Here is a 14,310-nt window from a genome sequence, read left to right on the forward strand (position 1 = left end):
TTTTCACCTACACAACAACAAAGGAGTTTCGCCATGTCTCGCCTCGTCGTAGTTTCTAATCGTCTCGCAGATCCGCGCAAGCCGGCGGCCGGGGGACTGGCGGTGGCGCTTGGCGAAACCCTCAAACGCACCGGCGGCCTGTGGTTCGGCTGGAGCGGCAAGGTGGTCGAAGACGGCACTCCCGGCGAAGGCGCACTGCACATCAACCAGGCCGGGCCGGTGACGCTGGCCGAACTCGACCTGTGCGCCGAAGATCACGACGCCTACTATCGCGGCTACGCCAACGGCGTGCTGTGGCCGGTATTCCACTACCGCCTCGACCTGGCGCATTTCGAATCAGGCCATCTGGGTGGCTATCGCCGCGTCAACCAGCTGTTCGCGCGCAAGCTGATGCCGCTGCTCAAGCCTGATGACCTGATCTGGATCCACGACTATCACCTGATTCCGCTGGCCGCCGAATTGCGCGCCATGGGCTGCGGTAACCGCATCGGTTTTTTCCTGCACATCCCGCTGCCGCCGCCGCAAATCCTGGCGGCGATTCCTTCGCATGAATGGCTGATGCGGGCGTTGTTTGCCTATGACCTGGTGGGCTTTCAGACGGAAGCGGATCTGCAGCATTTTTCGAACTACGTCAAAGCGGAGGCCACTGCCGAGACCGTCGGTGCGAGCCAGTTCCGCGCCTTCAACAGCACGGTGCAGGCCAAGGCCTTCCCGATCGGCATCGACGTCGACGATTTCCAGCGTCTCGGCCGGGCACGCGAGGCGCGCGAGACCTTCGAGAACACGCGCAAGGAATATTCGCGGCGACGCCTGCTGATCGGCGTCGACCGGCTCGATTACTCCAAGGGCTTGCCACATCGCATCCGCGCCTTCCGCGAGCTGTTGCAGCACTATCCGGAAAACCGCCACAGCGCCACGCTGCTGCAGGTGGCCTCGCCGAGCCGTGAAGACGTTGATGCCTACGCCGACATCCAGCGCGAGCTGGAAAGCCTGTGCGGCGCCATCAACGGCGACTATGGCGACTTCGAATGGATGCCGATCCGCTACATGCACCGCACCGTCGCGCGCAAACGCCTGCCGGGTTTGTATCGCGCCTGCGCGGTGGCGCTGGTGACACCGCTACGCGACGGCATGAACCTGGTCGCCAAGGAATTCGTCGCGGCCCAGGACGAGGAGGATCCCGGTGTGCTGGTGCTGTCGCGTTTCGCCGGCGCCGCCGAGCAGATGAAGGAAGCCTTGCTGGTCAACCCGTACGACACGCATGGCACCGCCGAAGCCATCCAGCACGCCTTGCAGATGCCGCTGGAAGAACGCAAGCAACGTCACGCCGCCTTGCTGGCAACGATACGCAAGTACGACGTGCACTGGTGGTGCAACAGTTTCCTTGATACATTGGAACAATCCCGTTGAAAATTCTCTTTTGTAGCGAATACGGCAAATAATCGAGCGGTTTTGTTGCTCCCCGGCAGTCCGCGCGGGCCTGTGAGGCCTGTGTTGCGCCGCCCGCACGCAGCGGACTCGTAAAAACGGCTGAAAAACCTTTATAATTCAGGGTTTTGGACGATTTTTGCCGGAGTAATTCATGCCGATTTACGCGTATCGCTGCGAAGTGTGTGGTTTTGCCAAAGATGTGCTGCAGAAGATGTCTGACGACGCTTTGACCGTCTGTCCGTCCTGCGGCAAGGATGGCTTTCGCAAACAACTGACCGCCGCCGGATTCCAGCTCAAGGGCTCGGGCTGGTATGTGACCGATTTCCGCGGCAATGGCAGCGGCGTCGCCAACAGCACCGGCGCTACCGGCACCGCTCTGCCTGCCAGCGAAGCGCCGGCGTCGGGCGAAGCCGGTGCAGGTTCTGCCGCGCCTGCCGCCGCTCCTGCTCCAGCCCCGGCTCCTGCCGCCCCGGCGGCGGCGCCAGCTGCTGCAGCCCCGAGTGCTCCCAAGGCACCCAGCACCCCAAGCGCTTCCTGAGCGCCACCGCGAAAAGCCACCCCATGCGCAAATACTTCATCACCGGCCTGCTGATTCTGGTCCCCCTGGCAATTACGCTGTGGGTGCTCAACCTGATCATCGGCACCATGGATCAGTCGCTGCTGCTGCTGCCCGTAAGCTGGCGGCCGGAAGCGCTGGTCGGTTTCCGCATTCCAGGCCTAGGCACCATCCTGACGCTGCTGATCATCTTCCTCACCGGCCTGGCCACGCGCAACTTCATCGGCCGCCAGGTGGTGTCGCTGTGGGAAGGCCTGCTGACCCGCATCCCGGTGGTCAAGTCGATCTACTCCAGCGTCAAGCAAGTGTCCGACACGCTGTTCTCGTCGTCCGGCAACGCCTTCCGCAAGGCGGTGCTGGTGCAGTATCCGCGCCAGGGTTCGTGGACCATCGCTTTCCTGACCGGCATCCCCGGCGGTGAAGTGAAGAACCACCTGCAAGGCGTCGACTACGTCAGCCTGTACGTGCCGACCACGCCGAATCCGACCTCGGGATTTTTCCTGATGGTGCCGCGCGCCGACACCATCGAGCTGGACATGAGCGTCGACGAAGCGCTCAAGTACATCGTCTCGATGGGCGTGGTGGCGCCGGAAATGCAAGCCGACAAGAAGATCATCACCGACATCGCCGCCGACGCGGCGAATCATAATTGAAGGGGCGTTCAGCGCTCCGCAAGAATTGACAGCGCTGTTCTGCCCCGCCTTCGCCCGCCAGCAGCACAGAACACAAGAAGCCAAGAAGCAAAAATACTGAATCAAACGAAACTGAAAACGGAATAACGGAACCTGAATATGTCCATGCGAACTCAATACTGCGGCCTCACCACTGAGGCATTGCTCGGCCAAACCGTCAGCCTGTGCGGCTGGGTGCATCGTCGTCGCGACCACGGCGGCGTGATCTTCATCGACCTGCGCGACCGTGAAGGCCTGGTGCAAGTCGTCTGCGATCCTGATCGCGTCGACGTGTTCAAGAACGCCGAAGCCGTGCGCAACGAATTCTGCCTGCGCATCACCGGCATCGTGCGCAACCGTCCTGACGGCACCGGCAACAGCAACCTGAAGTCGGGCAAGATCGAAGTGCTGGCGCACGAACTGGAAGTGCTGAACCCATCGGTCACGCCGCCGTTCCAGCTGGACGACGACAACCTGTCGGAAACCACCCGCCTGACGCACCGCGTGCTGGACCTGCGCCGTCCGCAAATGCAAAACAACCTGCGCCTGCGCTACAAGGTCGCGATGGAAGTGCGCAAGTTCCTCGACGCGCAAGGCTTCATCGATATCGAAACGCCGATGCTGACCAAGTCGACCCCGGAAGGCGCACGCGACTACCTGGTGCCGTCGCGCGTGAACGCCGGCGAATTCTTCGCGTTGCCGCAATCGCCGCAGCTGTTCAAGCAACTGCTGATGGTCGCCAACTTCGACCGTTACTACCAGATCACCAAGTGCTTCCGCGACGAAGATCTGCGCGCCGACCGTCAGCCTGAATTCACCCAGATCGACTGCGAAACCTCGTTCATGAACGAACAGGAAATCCGCGATCTGTTCGAAGGCATGATCCGCCTGGTCTTCAAGAACGTGCTCGATATCGACCTGCCGGATCCGTTCCCGGTCATGGACTTCGCCACGGCGATGGGCATGTACGGTTCGGACAAGCCGGACATGCGCGTCAAGCTGGAATTCACCGAACTGACCGATGTCATGAAGGATGTCGAGTTCAAGGTCTTCTCCGGTGCAGCCAATAGCGAAGGCGGCCGCGTGGTCGGCCTGCGCATTCCGGGCGGCGCCGAAATGCCGCGTTCGGAAATCGACGCCTACACCCAGTTCGTCGCCATCTACGGCGCCAAGGGTCTGGCATACATCAAGGTCAATGAAAAGGCCAAGGGCCGCGACGGCCTGCAATCGCCGATCGTCAAGAACCTGCATGACGCCGCCCTGGCCGCCATCGTCGAGAAGACCGGCGCGCAAGACGGCGACCTGATTTTCTTCGGCGCCGACAAGATCAAGGTCGTCAACGATGCGATCGGCGCGCTGCGCGTGAAGATCGGTCACAGCGATTTCGGCAAGAAGAACGGCCTGCTCGACGACGCCTGGCGTCCGCTGTGGGTGGTTGACTTCCCGATGTTCGAATACGACGAAGACAACCAGCGCTGGGTCGCCCTGCATCACCCGTTCACCTCGCCCAAGGATGGTCACGAAGATTTCATCTCGACCAATCCGGCAGCCGCCATCGCCAAGGCCTATGACCTGGTGCTGAACGGTTGGGAAATGGGCGGCGGTTCGGTCCGTATCCACCGCGCCGAAGTGCAAAGCAAGGTGTTCCGCGCCCTGAAGATCAACGACGAAGAAGCACGCCTGAAGTTCGGCTTCCTGCTGGACGCGTTGCAATACGGCGCGCCTCCGCACGGCGGCATCGCCTTCGGCCTGGATCGCCTGGTCACGATGATGGCCGGCGCCGAGTCGATCCGCGACGTGATCGCTTTCCCGAAGACCCAGCGCGCGCAAGATCTGTTGACGCAAGCACCGTCGGCGGTCGACGAGAAGCAACTGCGCGAACTGCACATCCGTCTGCGCAATGCAGAGCCGGCAATCAAGGCGTAAGGGTAGCAAGCAACATAGTCACATCGTCCGCGCCTGATCCGCGCGGACGGGCAAGTCGAAAGAAGGCGCGTGCAGCAATGCATTGCGCCTTTTTTCATGGGCGCATGGTTTCGCGCTATTCACTACTGCAGCAACGATCCGGTATAAATCTTTTCCGCATGCATGCGCTGCAAGCATGGCGACATGCGCAGATATCATTTCCGGCTTGCTTCTTGCTGGTCCTATCATCGGACGCATATCCATCAAGGGGAGAGACCATGCAAGCCAATACCGCCTACGCCGCGCCGCCGGTTGTCGTCAGCAACGACCAGCGCCGCCGCGCCATCATCGCCACCGTCATCGGCAACGGCCTTGAATGGTTCGATTTCACCGTCTACAGTTTCTTTGCCGTCATCATCGCCAAGCTGTTCTTCCCGACCGGTAACGAGCTGACTTCGCTGCTGCTGGCGGTCGCGACTTTCGGCGTCGGCTTCTTCATGCGTCCGGTCGGCGGCATTTTGCTCGGCATCTACGCCGATCGCGTCGGCCGCAAGGCGGCGCTGTCGCTGACCATCCTGTTGATGGCGGCCGGCACCACGCTGATCGGCATCGCGCCGACCTATGAACAGATCGGCCTGTTCGCACCGCTGATCATCGTGGTGGCGCGCCTGCTGCAGGGCTTCTCGGCCGGCGGCGAAATGGGCAGCGCCACCGCATTCCTGACCGAATATGCACCGGTCAAGGAACGCGCTTTCTACTCCAGCTGGATCCAGGCCAGCATCGGCGTGGCCGTGTTGCTGGGCGCTGCGGTCGGCACCTATGTCACCAGCAGCCTGAGCCCGGAAGCGCTGGCGAGCTGGGGTTGGCGCCTGCCGTTCCTGCTGGGCATCATCATCGGCCCGGTCGGCTATTACATCCGCCATCACCTCGATGAAACACCGGCCTTCCTCGAAGCCAAGGACAAGACCGATTCACCGCTCAAGGAAATCATCCGCAACTATCCGCGTGAAACCACCGCGAGCTTCTCGATGGTGATCCTGTGGACGGTCTGTACTTACGTGCTGCTGTTCTACATGCCGACCTATTCGATCAAGGTGTTGAAGCTGCCGCAGTCGACCGGCTTCATCGCCGGCATGGTGGGCGGTCTGTGCATCATGGTGTTCGCACCGGTGGTGGGCCGTATCGCCGATCGCTACGGCCGTCGCGGCCTGCTGTCGGGCGCCGCGCTGCTGATCCTGCTGCTGGCGTATCCGATGTTCGCTTACATCAACCATGCGCCCGGCCTCGGCTCGCTGCTGATTTTCCAACTGGTGTTCGGCATCCTGATCGCTACCTATACCGGTCCGATCCTGGCGGCATTCTCCGAACTGTTCCCGGCCAAGGTGCTGTCGACCGGCTTGTCGGTGGCCTACAACCTGGCGGTGACGATTTTCGGCGGCTTCGCTTCTTTCATCATCACCGGCCTGATCGCCGCCACCGGCAGCACCATGGCGCCGGCGTTTTACGTGATGATCGCCGCCGCCATCAGCCTGGTGGGTACACGCTTCGTGCGCGAACCTGCGTATTTGCAACGCGCTTAATTTCCAGATTTCAATTTTCAGATTTTATTTTTCCATGACCAAGATTCTCCTGCAGGGCGGCAACGTCCTCGACCCGGCGCATGGCAGCCTGCTGCTTCGCCACGATGTCCTGATTGAAAACGACCGCATCATCGACGTCTCTGCGACGCCTATCGATGCGCCGAATGCCTCCGATATGCAGCGCATCAATGTGACCGGCAAGACGGTGATGCCCGGCCTGATCGATTGCCACGTGCATGTGCTGGCCTCGCTGGCGAACTTGGGCGCGAATGCCTTGCAACCGGGTTCGCTGACCTCGATCCGCGCCTTGCCGATCGTCGAAGCGATGCTCAACCGCGGCTTCACGACCGTGCGCGATGCCGGCGGCGCCGACTGGGGACTGGCGCAAGCCATCGCCATCGGGCTGGTGCCGGGACCGCGGATCTTCCCTTCGGGAAAAGCTCTGTCGCAGACCGGCGGGCATGGCGACTTCCGCCCGCGTTCGGATGTGCTGGAGCCATGCTCCTGCGCCTTCCGTGCCGGCGCGATTGCGCGCGTGGCCGACGGCGTCGACGCCGTGCGGCTGGCTGCGCGTGAAGAGATCCAGAAGGGCGCGACGCAGATCAAGATCATGGCCTCCGGCGGCGTCGCTTCGCCCACCGATCCGATCGGCAATACGCAATACAGTGAAGACGAAATCCGCGCCATCGTGGCTGAAGCCGAGGCCGCACAGACCTACGTGATGGCGCATGCCTACACCGGCCGGGCGATTTCGCGCGCAGTGCGTTGCGGCGTGCGCACGATCGAGCACGGCAACCTGGTGGATGCCGATGCTGCGCGCGTGATGCACGAGCATGGCGCGTTCGTGGTGCCGACGCTGGTGACCTACGACTCGCTGGCGCGCGACGGTGCGCGTCTCGGTTTGCCGATGGATTCGGTCGCCAAGATCGAATCGGTGCGCCAGGCCGGCCGCGACTCGCTGAAGATTTACGCCGAGCACGGCGTGCAGATGGGCTTCGGCTCCGACCTGCTGGGTGAGATGCATCAGGACCAGTCGCAGGAATTCGTCATCCGCGCCGAGATTCTCGGCAACCTGGAAGCAATCCGCTCGGCCACCTCGATTGCCGCCGCCATATTGCAACGCGACGGCGAACTGGGCACCGTGCGTGCAGGTGCACGCGCCGACCTGATCGTGGTCGACGGCAATCCGCTGGACGACATCCAGTTGCTGGCGGGGCAGGGCGAGCACCTGTCGCTGGTGATGCAGGGCGGTTATGTGCATCGCAGCACACTCCGTACGCTCAACACGCGTTGAATCCAGGCGGGCATGTTTTTCGCTCTATGATGGAGCTCTGAGTTGTTCAACACGGGCTGCCATCATGCGTATTTCTCCACTTCCTCCTCTACCTTCGCTGATCGCGTTTGAAGCTGCCATGCGGCATAGCAGCTTCACGCGCGCGGCGGCGGAACTGCATCTGACGCAAAGCGCCATCAGCCGCCAGATTGCGCAGCTGGAGCGTTTCCTCGGCAAGAAACTGTTCATCCGCGAACCGCGCGCGCTGCGCCTGACCGTCAGCGGGCAGCGCTATGCCGAAGAGGTGCAGCGCCTGCTGGTCGGCTGCGCCGAAGTCACCGAAGACATCATGAAACGCAAGGGTCACAGCGAACTGACGGTGGCCTGTTCTTCCGGCGTCGCGGTGCTGTGGCTGACGCCGCGGCTGGCGCGTTTCCGTGCGCTGCAGCCGGAATGCCATCTGCGCCTGCTGGTCAACGACAGCCTTGCGGCTTTGTCGGAAACCGATTTCGACATGGGCATCTACTTCCTGCGCGACGGACCGCCGTCCGGGTTGGCGGCGCGCCGGCTGTATGACGAAGAAGTGTTCCCGGTGTGTTCCCCGGCCTATCTCGCGGGACGCACGCTGGAACCGCGCGACTTGCTGCAGGAAACCCTGCTGATGCAGGAAGACGGCCAGCGCCAGTGGATGTCCTGGCAAAACTGGATGGCGCAGAACGATCTCGGCGACGCCCGCATCGAGCATCAGATCCTCTCCAATCAATATCCCATCCTGCTGCAACTGGCGATGGAAGGCCACGGCATCGTGCTGGCCTGGCGTCACATGATCGATGCCTGCATGCACGAGGGCTTGCTGGTGCGCGCCTGTGAGGCCAGCGCCAGCCTCGGCGGCGGCTACTACGCGGTGTGGCCGCGCGACCGCATCGAGCACGCGGCGGCGCGCAGCTTCCGCAACTGGCTGGTCGAGGAGAGCGCGGCAGCAGCGGCAGACTGATCGCGCGGCGGGCGATGCGGATACAATGGGCGTTGGCAACTTGTCACCTGCTCAAGAGAAATGAACCGTCCCTTTAAAATCCCCGAGTCCGTCCTGGTCGTCATCTACACCGCAGCGCTGGATGTGCTGCTGATCGAGCGCACCGACAAGGCCGGTTACTGGCAGTCGGTCACCGGCTCCAGGGACACGCTGGACGAGCCCCTGATGCTGACCGCGCAACGCGAAGTCGGTGAAGAAACGGGGATTGTGATTAGCGACGAAATCAGTGTTTCGCCGACAGCCGCCAATCGTGTTCCGTGCGATCATCTGAGCGACTGGAAGTTGTCGAACGATTACGAAATCTATCCGGTCTGGCGCCATCGCTATGCGCCCGGCGTGACCCGCAACATCGAGCATGTGTTCGGTTTGCTGGTGCCGCAAGGGATTCCGGTCACGCTGGCGCCGCGCGAGCATACGCGCTTCCAGTGGCTGCCTTACCGTGCTGCGGCCGACCAGTGTTTTTCACCGTCGAACGCCGAAGCGATCCTGCAGCTGCCGCATTACATGTAAGTCCTCGACGCGCACCCGTGCGGTCGATGGCTGCAGGTCCATTTGCATACAGTTACATTTGACGCAGTTCAATTGAAATAACCAAGAGGTTTTGCCGATCGTATGAAGTTACGCATAGCCACTTACAACATCCACAAGGGGGTCACCTCCTTCAGCGGACGCCCGCGCATCCATGCGCTCAAGCAGGCGCTGGCGCAACTCGACGCCGACCTGGTGTTCCTGCAGGAAGTGCAGGGACGCCACGACCGTATCGCGCTGCGTCACGCCGCCCTGTGGCCAACGCAGTCCCAACATGAATACCTGGCGGGAGAATCGCATCACGCCGCTTACGGCGTGAACGCGGTGTACGACCATGGTCATCATGGCAATGCGCTGCTGTCGCGCTTCGCGATTGCGTCGGCACGCAATCAGGATGTCTCCGACCACGCCTACGAATCGCGCGGCATCCTGCATTGCGTGGTCGAGATCGAAAGCGTCCCGGTGCATTGCTACGTCATCCATCTCGGCTTGTTTGCGAACGGTCGCCGTCGCCAGACCGCGGCACTGATCGAAGCGGTGCGCGCCTCGTCGCCACCGGACGCGCCCATCATCATCGCCGGCGACTTCAACGACTGGGGCAACAAGCTCAGCGAATTCCTGCGCATCCGCCTTGGCGTCAGCGAAGTGTTCGAACAGCACGGCTCCGCGCACGGCCTCATGGGCTACCTGCGCAAGCTCGGCGGCATGCGGCCGGTGATCCAGCCGGCGCGTACCTTCCCGGCCTCGATGCCGATGCTGCGGCTGGACCGCATCTACCTGCGCGGTTTTGAAGTCGAATCGGCGGAAGTGATGCGCGGCGGCCTGTGGGCGAACCTGTCGGATCACGCTCCCATTGTCAGCACCTTGCGCTTAAAATGACGGCAGTTCAACTTCCGTCAGCCTCCACTTGACTGCTTTCCTTTTCGATTTCCGCACTCGCGCGGACGCGGCATGCGCGTAATCAGTTATAGCGGCGACAACCATGTCGAGCTGCTGCGTTGCGGCGCGGAGTTCTTTCCGGCGCTGATTGCCGCCATCGACGAGGCCCACGTCGAACTCTATCTCGAAACCTATATCTTCAGCCTTGACGACACCGGCATCCTGGTGCACGACGCCTTGATCCGTGCCGCCAAACGCGGCGTCGTGGTCAGCGTCATCACCGACTGGATCGGCACCGGCCGGGTCGAGAGCAAGCAGCTCAAGGCCACGCTGACCGCCGCCGGCGTCCAGCATCGCTCGTTCAATCCCTGGTTCAAACGCGGCGTCGCGCGCAGCCACCGCAAGCTGTGCGTGGTGGATCGCAAATGGGCGTTCGCGGGCGGCCTCAATATCAACGACGATTTCTTTTCCGACGATGCGCGCCGTGTGCCCTTGCCGGCGCCGCGCTGGGATTTTGCGGTGCGCATCAGCGGCCCGCTGGTGGAGGCGATCCATCGGGAAATGCTGGACCAGTGGATACGCATCGGCAAGATGAAGCTGCGCGCGCGCTGGGATCGTTTCAAGATGGGGCGTTATACCCAGCACGGCACCGAGCCGGGTCAGGCGCTGGCCGGGCTGGTGGTGCGCGACAACCTGCGCAACCGCCGCACCATCCAGCGCGCCTATCTGCAAGCGCTCGGTCGTGCACGCGAAACGGCATTCCTCGCCAACCCCTATTTTGCGCCCGGCCGCAAGCTGCGCCGCGCACTGGAAGAAGCCGCCTCACGCGGCGTGCGCGTAACGCTGTTGCTGGGCGTCGGGCAGTTTTACCTGCAGGATGCGGTAGCGCATTCCTTCTATCCGAAACTGCTCAAGGCCGGCGTGCGCATCGTCGAATACACCAAGACCCAGCTGCACGCCAAGGTCGCGGTGATCGACGATGAATGGGCCACGGTCGGCTCCAGCAATTACGACGGCCTCAGCCTGTTCGTGAACCAGGAAGCCAATGTTGTCGTCAGCGACATAGCCTTCGCCGCCACGCTGCGCACCGAGATCGAAATCGGCCTCAGCGAGGGACGCCTGGTGCAGCTGCAGGACTTCCTCCATTCGCCTTGGTACAAGCGGCTCTGGTACGGCACCGCCTTCCTGATGTATCGCGGCCTCATTCGCGTCATCACGCTGGGGCAGGACGCCTGACTCTTCCTGCGGTATGTCATTGCCTTTACACAAGGCTGGGTCATAATGCACTTTCGTTTTTGCCGGCGCATGCGGTTAAATGCGCGAGGTTGCCGGCATGAACGGAATTCCTATTCCATCAATAAAGACAATCAATTTCTCAATATCAATAAATTTCATTAAAGTTCATGCAGCACCGTCATCATGCAGGTACAGATGCGGGTCTTCTAACCTAGATTTTTAAAGGGATGTGACATGAGCAACAAGTTAACCACCTCCGCCGGCGCCCCGGTCGCCGACAACAACAACATCCAAACTGCAGGCCCACGCGGTCCGGCCCTGCTGCAAGACGTCTGGTTCCTCGAAAAGCTGGCCCACTTCGACCGTGAAGTCATTCCCGAGCGCCGCATGCACGCCAAGGGTTCGGCCGCCTACGGCACCTTCACCGTGACGCACGACATCACCAAATACACCAAGGCCAAGATCTTCTCCGAAGTCGGCAAGAAAACCGACCTGTTCCTGCGCTTCTCGACCGTCGCCGGCGAGCGCGGTGCGGCCGATGCCGAGCGCGACATCCGCGGCTTCGCCATCAAGTTCTATACCGAGCAAGGCAACTGGGATCTGGTCGGCAACAACACGCCGGTGTTCTTCATGCGCGACCCGCACAAATTCCCGGACCTGAATCGCGCCGTCAAGCGCGATCCCAAGACCAACCTGCGCAGCGCCAACAACAACTGGGACTACTGGACCTTGCTGCCGGAAGCACTCCATCAGGTCACCATCGTTATGAGCGACCGCGGCCTGCCGCGCTCGTATCGCCACATGCACGGTTTCGGCAGCCATACGTTCAGCTTCATCAACGCCGCCAATGAGCGCTTCTGGGTCAAGTTTGCCTTCAAGACCCAGCAAGGCATCCAGAACCTGACCGACGCCGAAGCCACCGAGCTGGTCGGTCATGACCGCGAAAGTTCGCAGCGCGACCTGTTCGACTCCATCGAGAACAAGGACTTCCCGCGCTGGAAGCTGTTCGTGCAGATCATGCCCGAGAAGGAAGCCGGTTCTTACCACCTCAACCCGTTCGACCTGACCAAGGTGTGGCCGCACAAGGACTATCCGGAAATCGAAGTCGGCGTGCTGGAACTGAACCGCAATCCGGAAAACTACTTCGCCGAAGTCGAACAGGCCGCCTTCTCGCCGGCCAACGTGGTGCCGGGTGTGGGCTTCTCGCCGGACAAGATGCTGCAAGGCCGTTTGTTCTCGTACGGCGACGCGCACCGTTACCGTCTTGGCGTGAATCACTACCAGATCCCGGTCAATGCGGCGCGCTGCCCGGTCCATACGTCGCACCGCGACGGCGCCATGCGCGTCGATGGCAACCATGGCGCGACCCTGGGCTACGAGCCGAACAGCTACGGCCAATGGCAGGAGCAGCCCGACTTCCGCGAGCCGCCGCTGGCCATCGAAGGCGCCGCCGATCACTGGAACCACCGCGTCGACGAGGATTACTACTCGCAGCCGCGCGCCTTGTTCCAGCTGATGACGCCGGCCCAGCAGCAGGTCCTGTTCGAGAACACCGCACGCGCCATCAACGGCGCTTCGGAACCAGTCGTGCAACGCCATATCGACAATTGCACCAAGGCTGATCCGGCCTACGGCGCGGGCGTGGCGAAAGCGATTGCGGCGCTCAAGGCCGGCAGCAAGTAAGCCGGGCCTTACTGTTCGCCATACTCGCCGGAACGTAGTCCCGGCATCGAAAAACGCCGCTGTTCCGCAAGGACGGCGGCGTTTTTTCATAGACAAATAAATTTGAATATTTGCGACGTTCATACCGAAAATCCACCGTATCGCCATTGCTCTTGAAATGGACTAAGATGGACGTCCCGGATTTCAACAAGCAAGTCAGTCCACCCCCGGAAAGACTTCGGTAATTCAACAAAAGGAGTGAAACATGGATGACGTCGTTATTGTTGCAGCACAGAGAACAGCGGTCGGTAAATTCGGCGGTTCCTTGTCGAAAATCGCCGCCTCGGATCTCGGCGCGCAAGTCATCAAGGCCTTGCTGGCAAAGACCGGCATCAAGCCGGAAAGCATCAGCGAAGTCATCCTCGGCCAGGTGCTGACAGCCGGCGTCGGCCAGAATCCGGCGCGCCAGGCGGTGATCCGCTCGGGCCTGCCTGACATGGTCCCGGCCTTCGTGGTCGGCAAGGTCTGTGGCAGCGGCCTCAAGGCCGTACAGCTGGCTGCGCAGGCGATCAAGTGCGGCGACGCGCAGATCGTCATCGCCGGCGGCCAGGAAAACATGAGCGCTTCGCCGCACGTGCTGAACAACTCGCGCGACGGTTTCCGCATGGGCGACGCCAAGCTGACCGACACCATGATCGTGGACGGCCTGTGGGACGTCTACAACCAGTACCACATGGGCATCACCGCTGAAAACGTCGCCAAGAAATACGACATTTCGCGCAAGGAGCAGGACGAGTTCGCCGCCGCTTCGCAGAACAAGGCCGAAGCTGCGCAAAAGGCCGGCAAGTTCAAGGATGAAATCGTCCCGATCGAAATCAAGAACAAGAAGGAAACCATCGTTTTCGACACCGACGAATTCGTCAAGCCGGGCGTCACCGCCGAAGCGCTGGGCGCGCTGCGTCCTGCGTTCGACAAGGAAGGCACCGTCACCGCCGGCAACGCATCGGGCATCAATGACGGCGCGGCTGCAGTGGTCCTGATGTCGGCCAAGCTGGCAGCGGAACTCGGCCTGCCGGTGCTGGCCAAGATCAAGTCGTATTCCTCGGCCGGTCTCGATCCAAGCATCATGGGCATGGGCCCGGTGCCGGCGTCGCAACTGACCTTGAAGAAGGCCGGCTGGAGCCCGCAAGACCTCGACCTGATGGAAATCAACGAAGCCTTCGCGGCACAGGCGATTGCCGTCAACAAGCAAATGGGTTGGGACACCAGCAAGATCAACGTCAACGGCGGCGCGATTGCGATCGGTCACCCGATCGGCGCGTCAGGTTGCCGCGTGCTGGTCACGCTGCTGCACGAAATGGTCCGCCGCGACGCCAAGCGCGGTCTGGCCAGCTTGTGTATCGGCGGCGGCATGGGTGTGGCGCTGGCGGTTGAGCGTTAATCAATCAGTACTGACCCGCCGGGTTTGTCACCCGGCGCGCTGTGCAACATAGGCAGGAGAACATGCCGGCCTTGCGGAAGCTCCCAAGGCCGGCATTTTCATTTTGACCCGAATT

12 protein-coding genes are annotated in these 14,310 nt (G+C 61.8%); all 12 read left to right on the forward strand.

The genetic code is table 11. The features are described 5' to 3' along the window. Positions 1-33 precede the first annotated feature (33 nt). Complete coding sequence (otsA, locus tag E4P32_RS08305; RefSeq protein ID WP_116436918.1) at positions 34-1,410, forward strand: alpha,alpha-trehalose-phosphate synthase (UDP-forming); 1,377 nt, start codon at positions 34-36, stop codon at positions 1,408-1,410. Positions 1,411-1,582: 172 nt separating this feature from the next. After that, a complete protein-coding gene (locus E4P32_RS08310; protein WP_116436917.1) occupies positions 1,583-1,969 on the forward strand; it encodes an FmdB family zinc ribbon protein in 387 nt (128 codons plus the stop codon). Positions 1,970-1,992: 23 nt separating this feature from the next. Continuing rightward, positions 1,993-2,640, forward strand: coding sequence for a DUF502 domain-containing protein (locus E4P32_RS08315; protein WP_116436916.1), 648 nt, complete (start codon positions 1,993-1,995; stop codon positions 2,638-2,640). A 138-nt stretch (positions 2,641-2,778) separates the two neighbouring features. Continuing rightward, positions 2,779-4,584: an aspartate--tRNA ligase gene (aspS, locus tag E4P32_RS08320; RefSeq protein WP_116436915.1), complete on the forward strand. Its 1,806-nt coding sequence runs from the start codon at positions 2,779-2,781 to the stop codon at positions 4,582-4,584. A gap of 257 nt (positions 4,585-4,841) precedes the next feature. Then, positions 4,842-6,143 (forward strand): MFS transporter, encoded by a 1,302-nt coding sequence (locus tag E4P32_RS08325; protein ID WP_116436914.1) that lies wholly within the window; start codon positions 4,842-4,844, stop codon positions 6,141-6,143. Between the two features lie 34 nt (positions 6,144-6,177). After that, positions 6,178-7,437 (forward strand): amidohydrolase family protein, encoded by a 1,260-nt coding sequence (locus tag E4P32_RS08330; RefSeq protein ID WP_116436913.1) that lies wholly within the window; start codon positions 6,178-6,180, stop codon positions 7,435-7,437. Between the two features lie 64 nt (positions 7,438-7,501). Next, on the forward strand, positions 7,502-8,410 hold the full coding sequence (locus E4P32_RS08335; protein WP_116436912.1) for a LysR substrate-binding domain-containing protein: 909 nt from the start codon (positions 7,502-7,504) through the stop codon (positions 8,408-8,410). A gap of 60 nt (positions 8,411-8,470) precedes the next feature. Beyond that, a complete protein-coding gene (gene nudB, locus E4P32_RS08340) occupies positions 8,471-8,959 on the forward strand; it encodes a dihydroneopterin triphosphate diphosphatase (protein ID WP_116436911.1) in 489 nt (162 codons plus the stop codon). 102 nt (positions 8,960-9,061) lie between these two features. Beyond that, complete coding sequence (locus E4P32_RS08345; protein WP_116436910.1) at positions 9,062-9,856, forward strand: endonuclease/exonuclease/phosphatase family protein; 795 nt, start codon at positions 9,062-9,064, stop codon at positions 9,854-9,856. Positions 9,857-9,928: 72 nt separating this feature from the next. After that, the gene (clsB, locus tag E4P32_RS08350; RefSeq protein ID WP_116436909.1) at positions 9,929-11,092 is read left to right on the forward strand and encodes a cardiolipin synthase ClsB; all 1,164 of its coding nucleotides are present in this window, start codon (positions 9,929-9,931) and stop codon (positions 11,090-11,092) included. 234 nt (positions 11,093-11,326) lie between these two features. After that, positions 11,327-12,775, forward strand: coding sequence for a catalase (locus tag E4P32_RS08355; protein ID WP_116436908.1), 1,449 nt, complete (start codon positions 11,327-11,329; stop codon positions 12,773-12,775). A gap of 244 nt (positions 12,776-13,019) precedes the next feature. Continuing rightward, a complete protein-coding gene (locus E4P32_RS08360) occupies positions 13,020-14,195 on the forward strand; it encodes an acetyl-CoA C-acetyltransferase (protein WP_116436907.1) in 1,176 nt (391 codons plus the stop codon). Positions 14,196-14,310 lie beyond the last annotated feature (115 nt).

Source organism: Herbaspirillum sp. 3R11 (assembly GCF_004563925.1).
Lineage (GTDB): Bacteria > Pseudomonadota > Gammaproteobacteria > Burkholderiales > Burkholderiaceae_D > Herbaspirillum.

Bases quoted from the DNA above. Each gene is read 5' to 3' on its own strand.
- otsA (WP_116436918.1), top strand. From the start codon at position 34: ATGTCTCGCCTCGTCGTAGTTTCTAATCGTCTCGCAGATCCGCGCAAG.
- E4P32_RS08310 (WP_116436917.1), top strand. From the start codon at position 1,583: ATGCCGATTTACGCGTATCGCTGCGAAGTGTGTGGTTTTGCCAAAGAT.
- E4P32_RS08315 (WP_116436916.1), top strand. From the start codon at position 1,993: ATGCGCAAATACTTCATCACCGGCCTGCTGATTCTGGTCCCCCTGGCA.
- aspS (WP_116436915.1), top strand. From the start codon at position 2,779: ATGTCCATGCGAACTCAATACTGCGGCCTCACCACTGAGGCATTGCTC.
- E4P32_RS08325 (WP_116436914.1), top strand. From the start codon at position 4,842: ATGCAAGCCAATACCGCCTACGCCGCGCCGCCGGTTGTCGTCAGCAAC.
- E4P32_RS08330 (WP_116436913.1), top strand. From the start codon at position 6,178: ATGACCAAGATTCTCCTGCAGGGCGGCAACGTCCTCGACCCGGCGCAT.
- E4P32_RS08335 (WP_116436912.1), top strand. From the start codon at position 7,502: ATGCGTATTTCTCCACTTCCTCCTCTACCTTCGCTGATCGCGTTTGAA.
- nudB (WP_116436911.1), top strand. From the start codon at position 8,471: ATGAACCGTCCCTTTAAAATCCCCGAGTCCGTCCTGGTCGTCATCTAC.
- E4P32_RS08345 (WP_116436910.1), top strand. From the start codon at position 9,062: ATGAAGTTACGCATAGCCACTTACAACATCCACAAGGGGGTCACCTCC.
- clsB (WP_116436909.1), top strand. From the start codon at position 9,929: ATGCGCGTAATCAGTTATAGCGGCGACAACCATGTCGAGCTGCTGCGT.
- E4P32_RS08355 (WP_116436908.1), top strand. From the start codon at position 11,327: ATGAGCAACAAGTTAACCACCTCCGCCGGCGCCCCGGTCGCCGACAAC.
- E4P32_RS08360 (WP_116436907.1), top strand. From the start codon at position 13,020: ATGGATGACGTCGTTATTGTTGCAGCACAGAGAACAGCGGTCGGTAAA.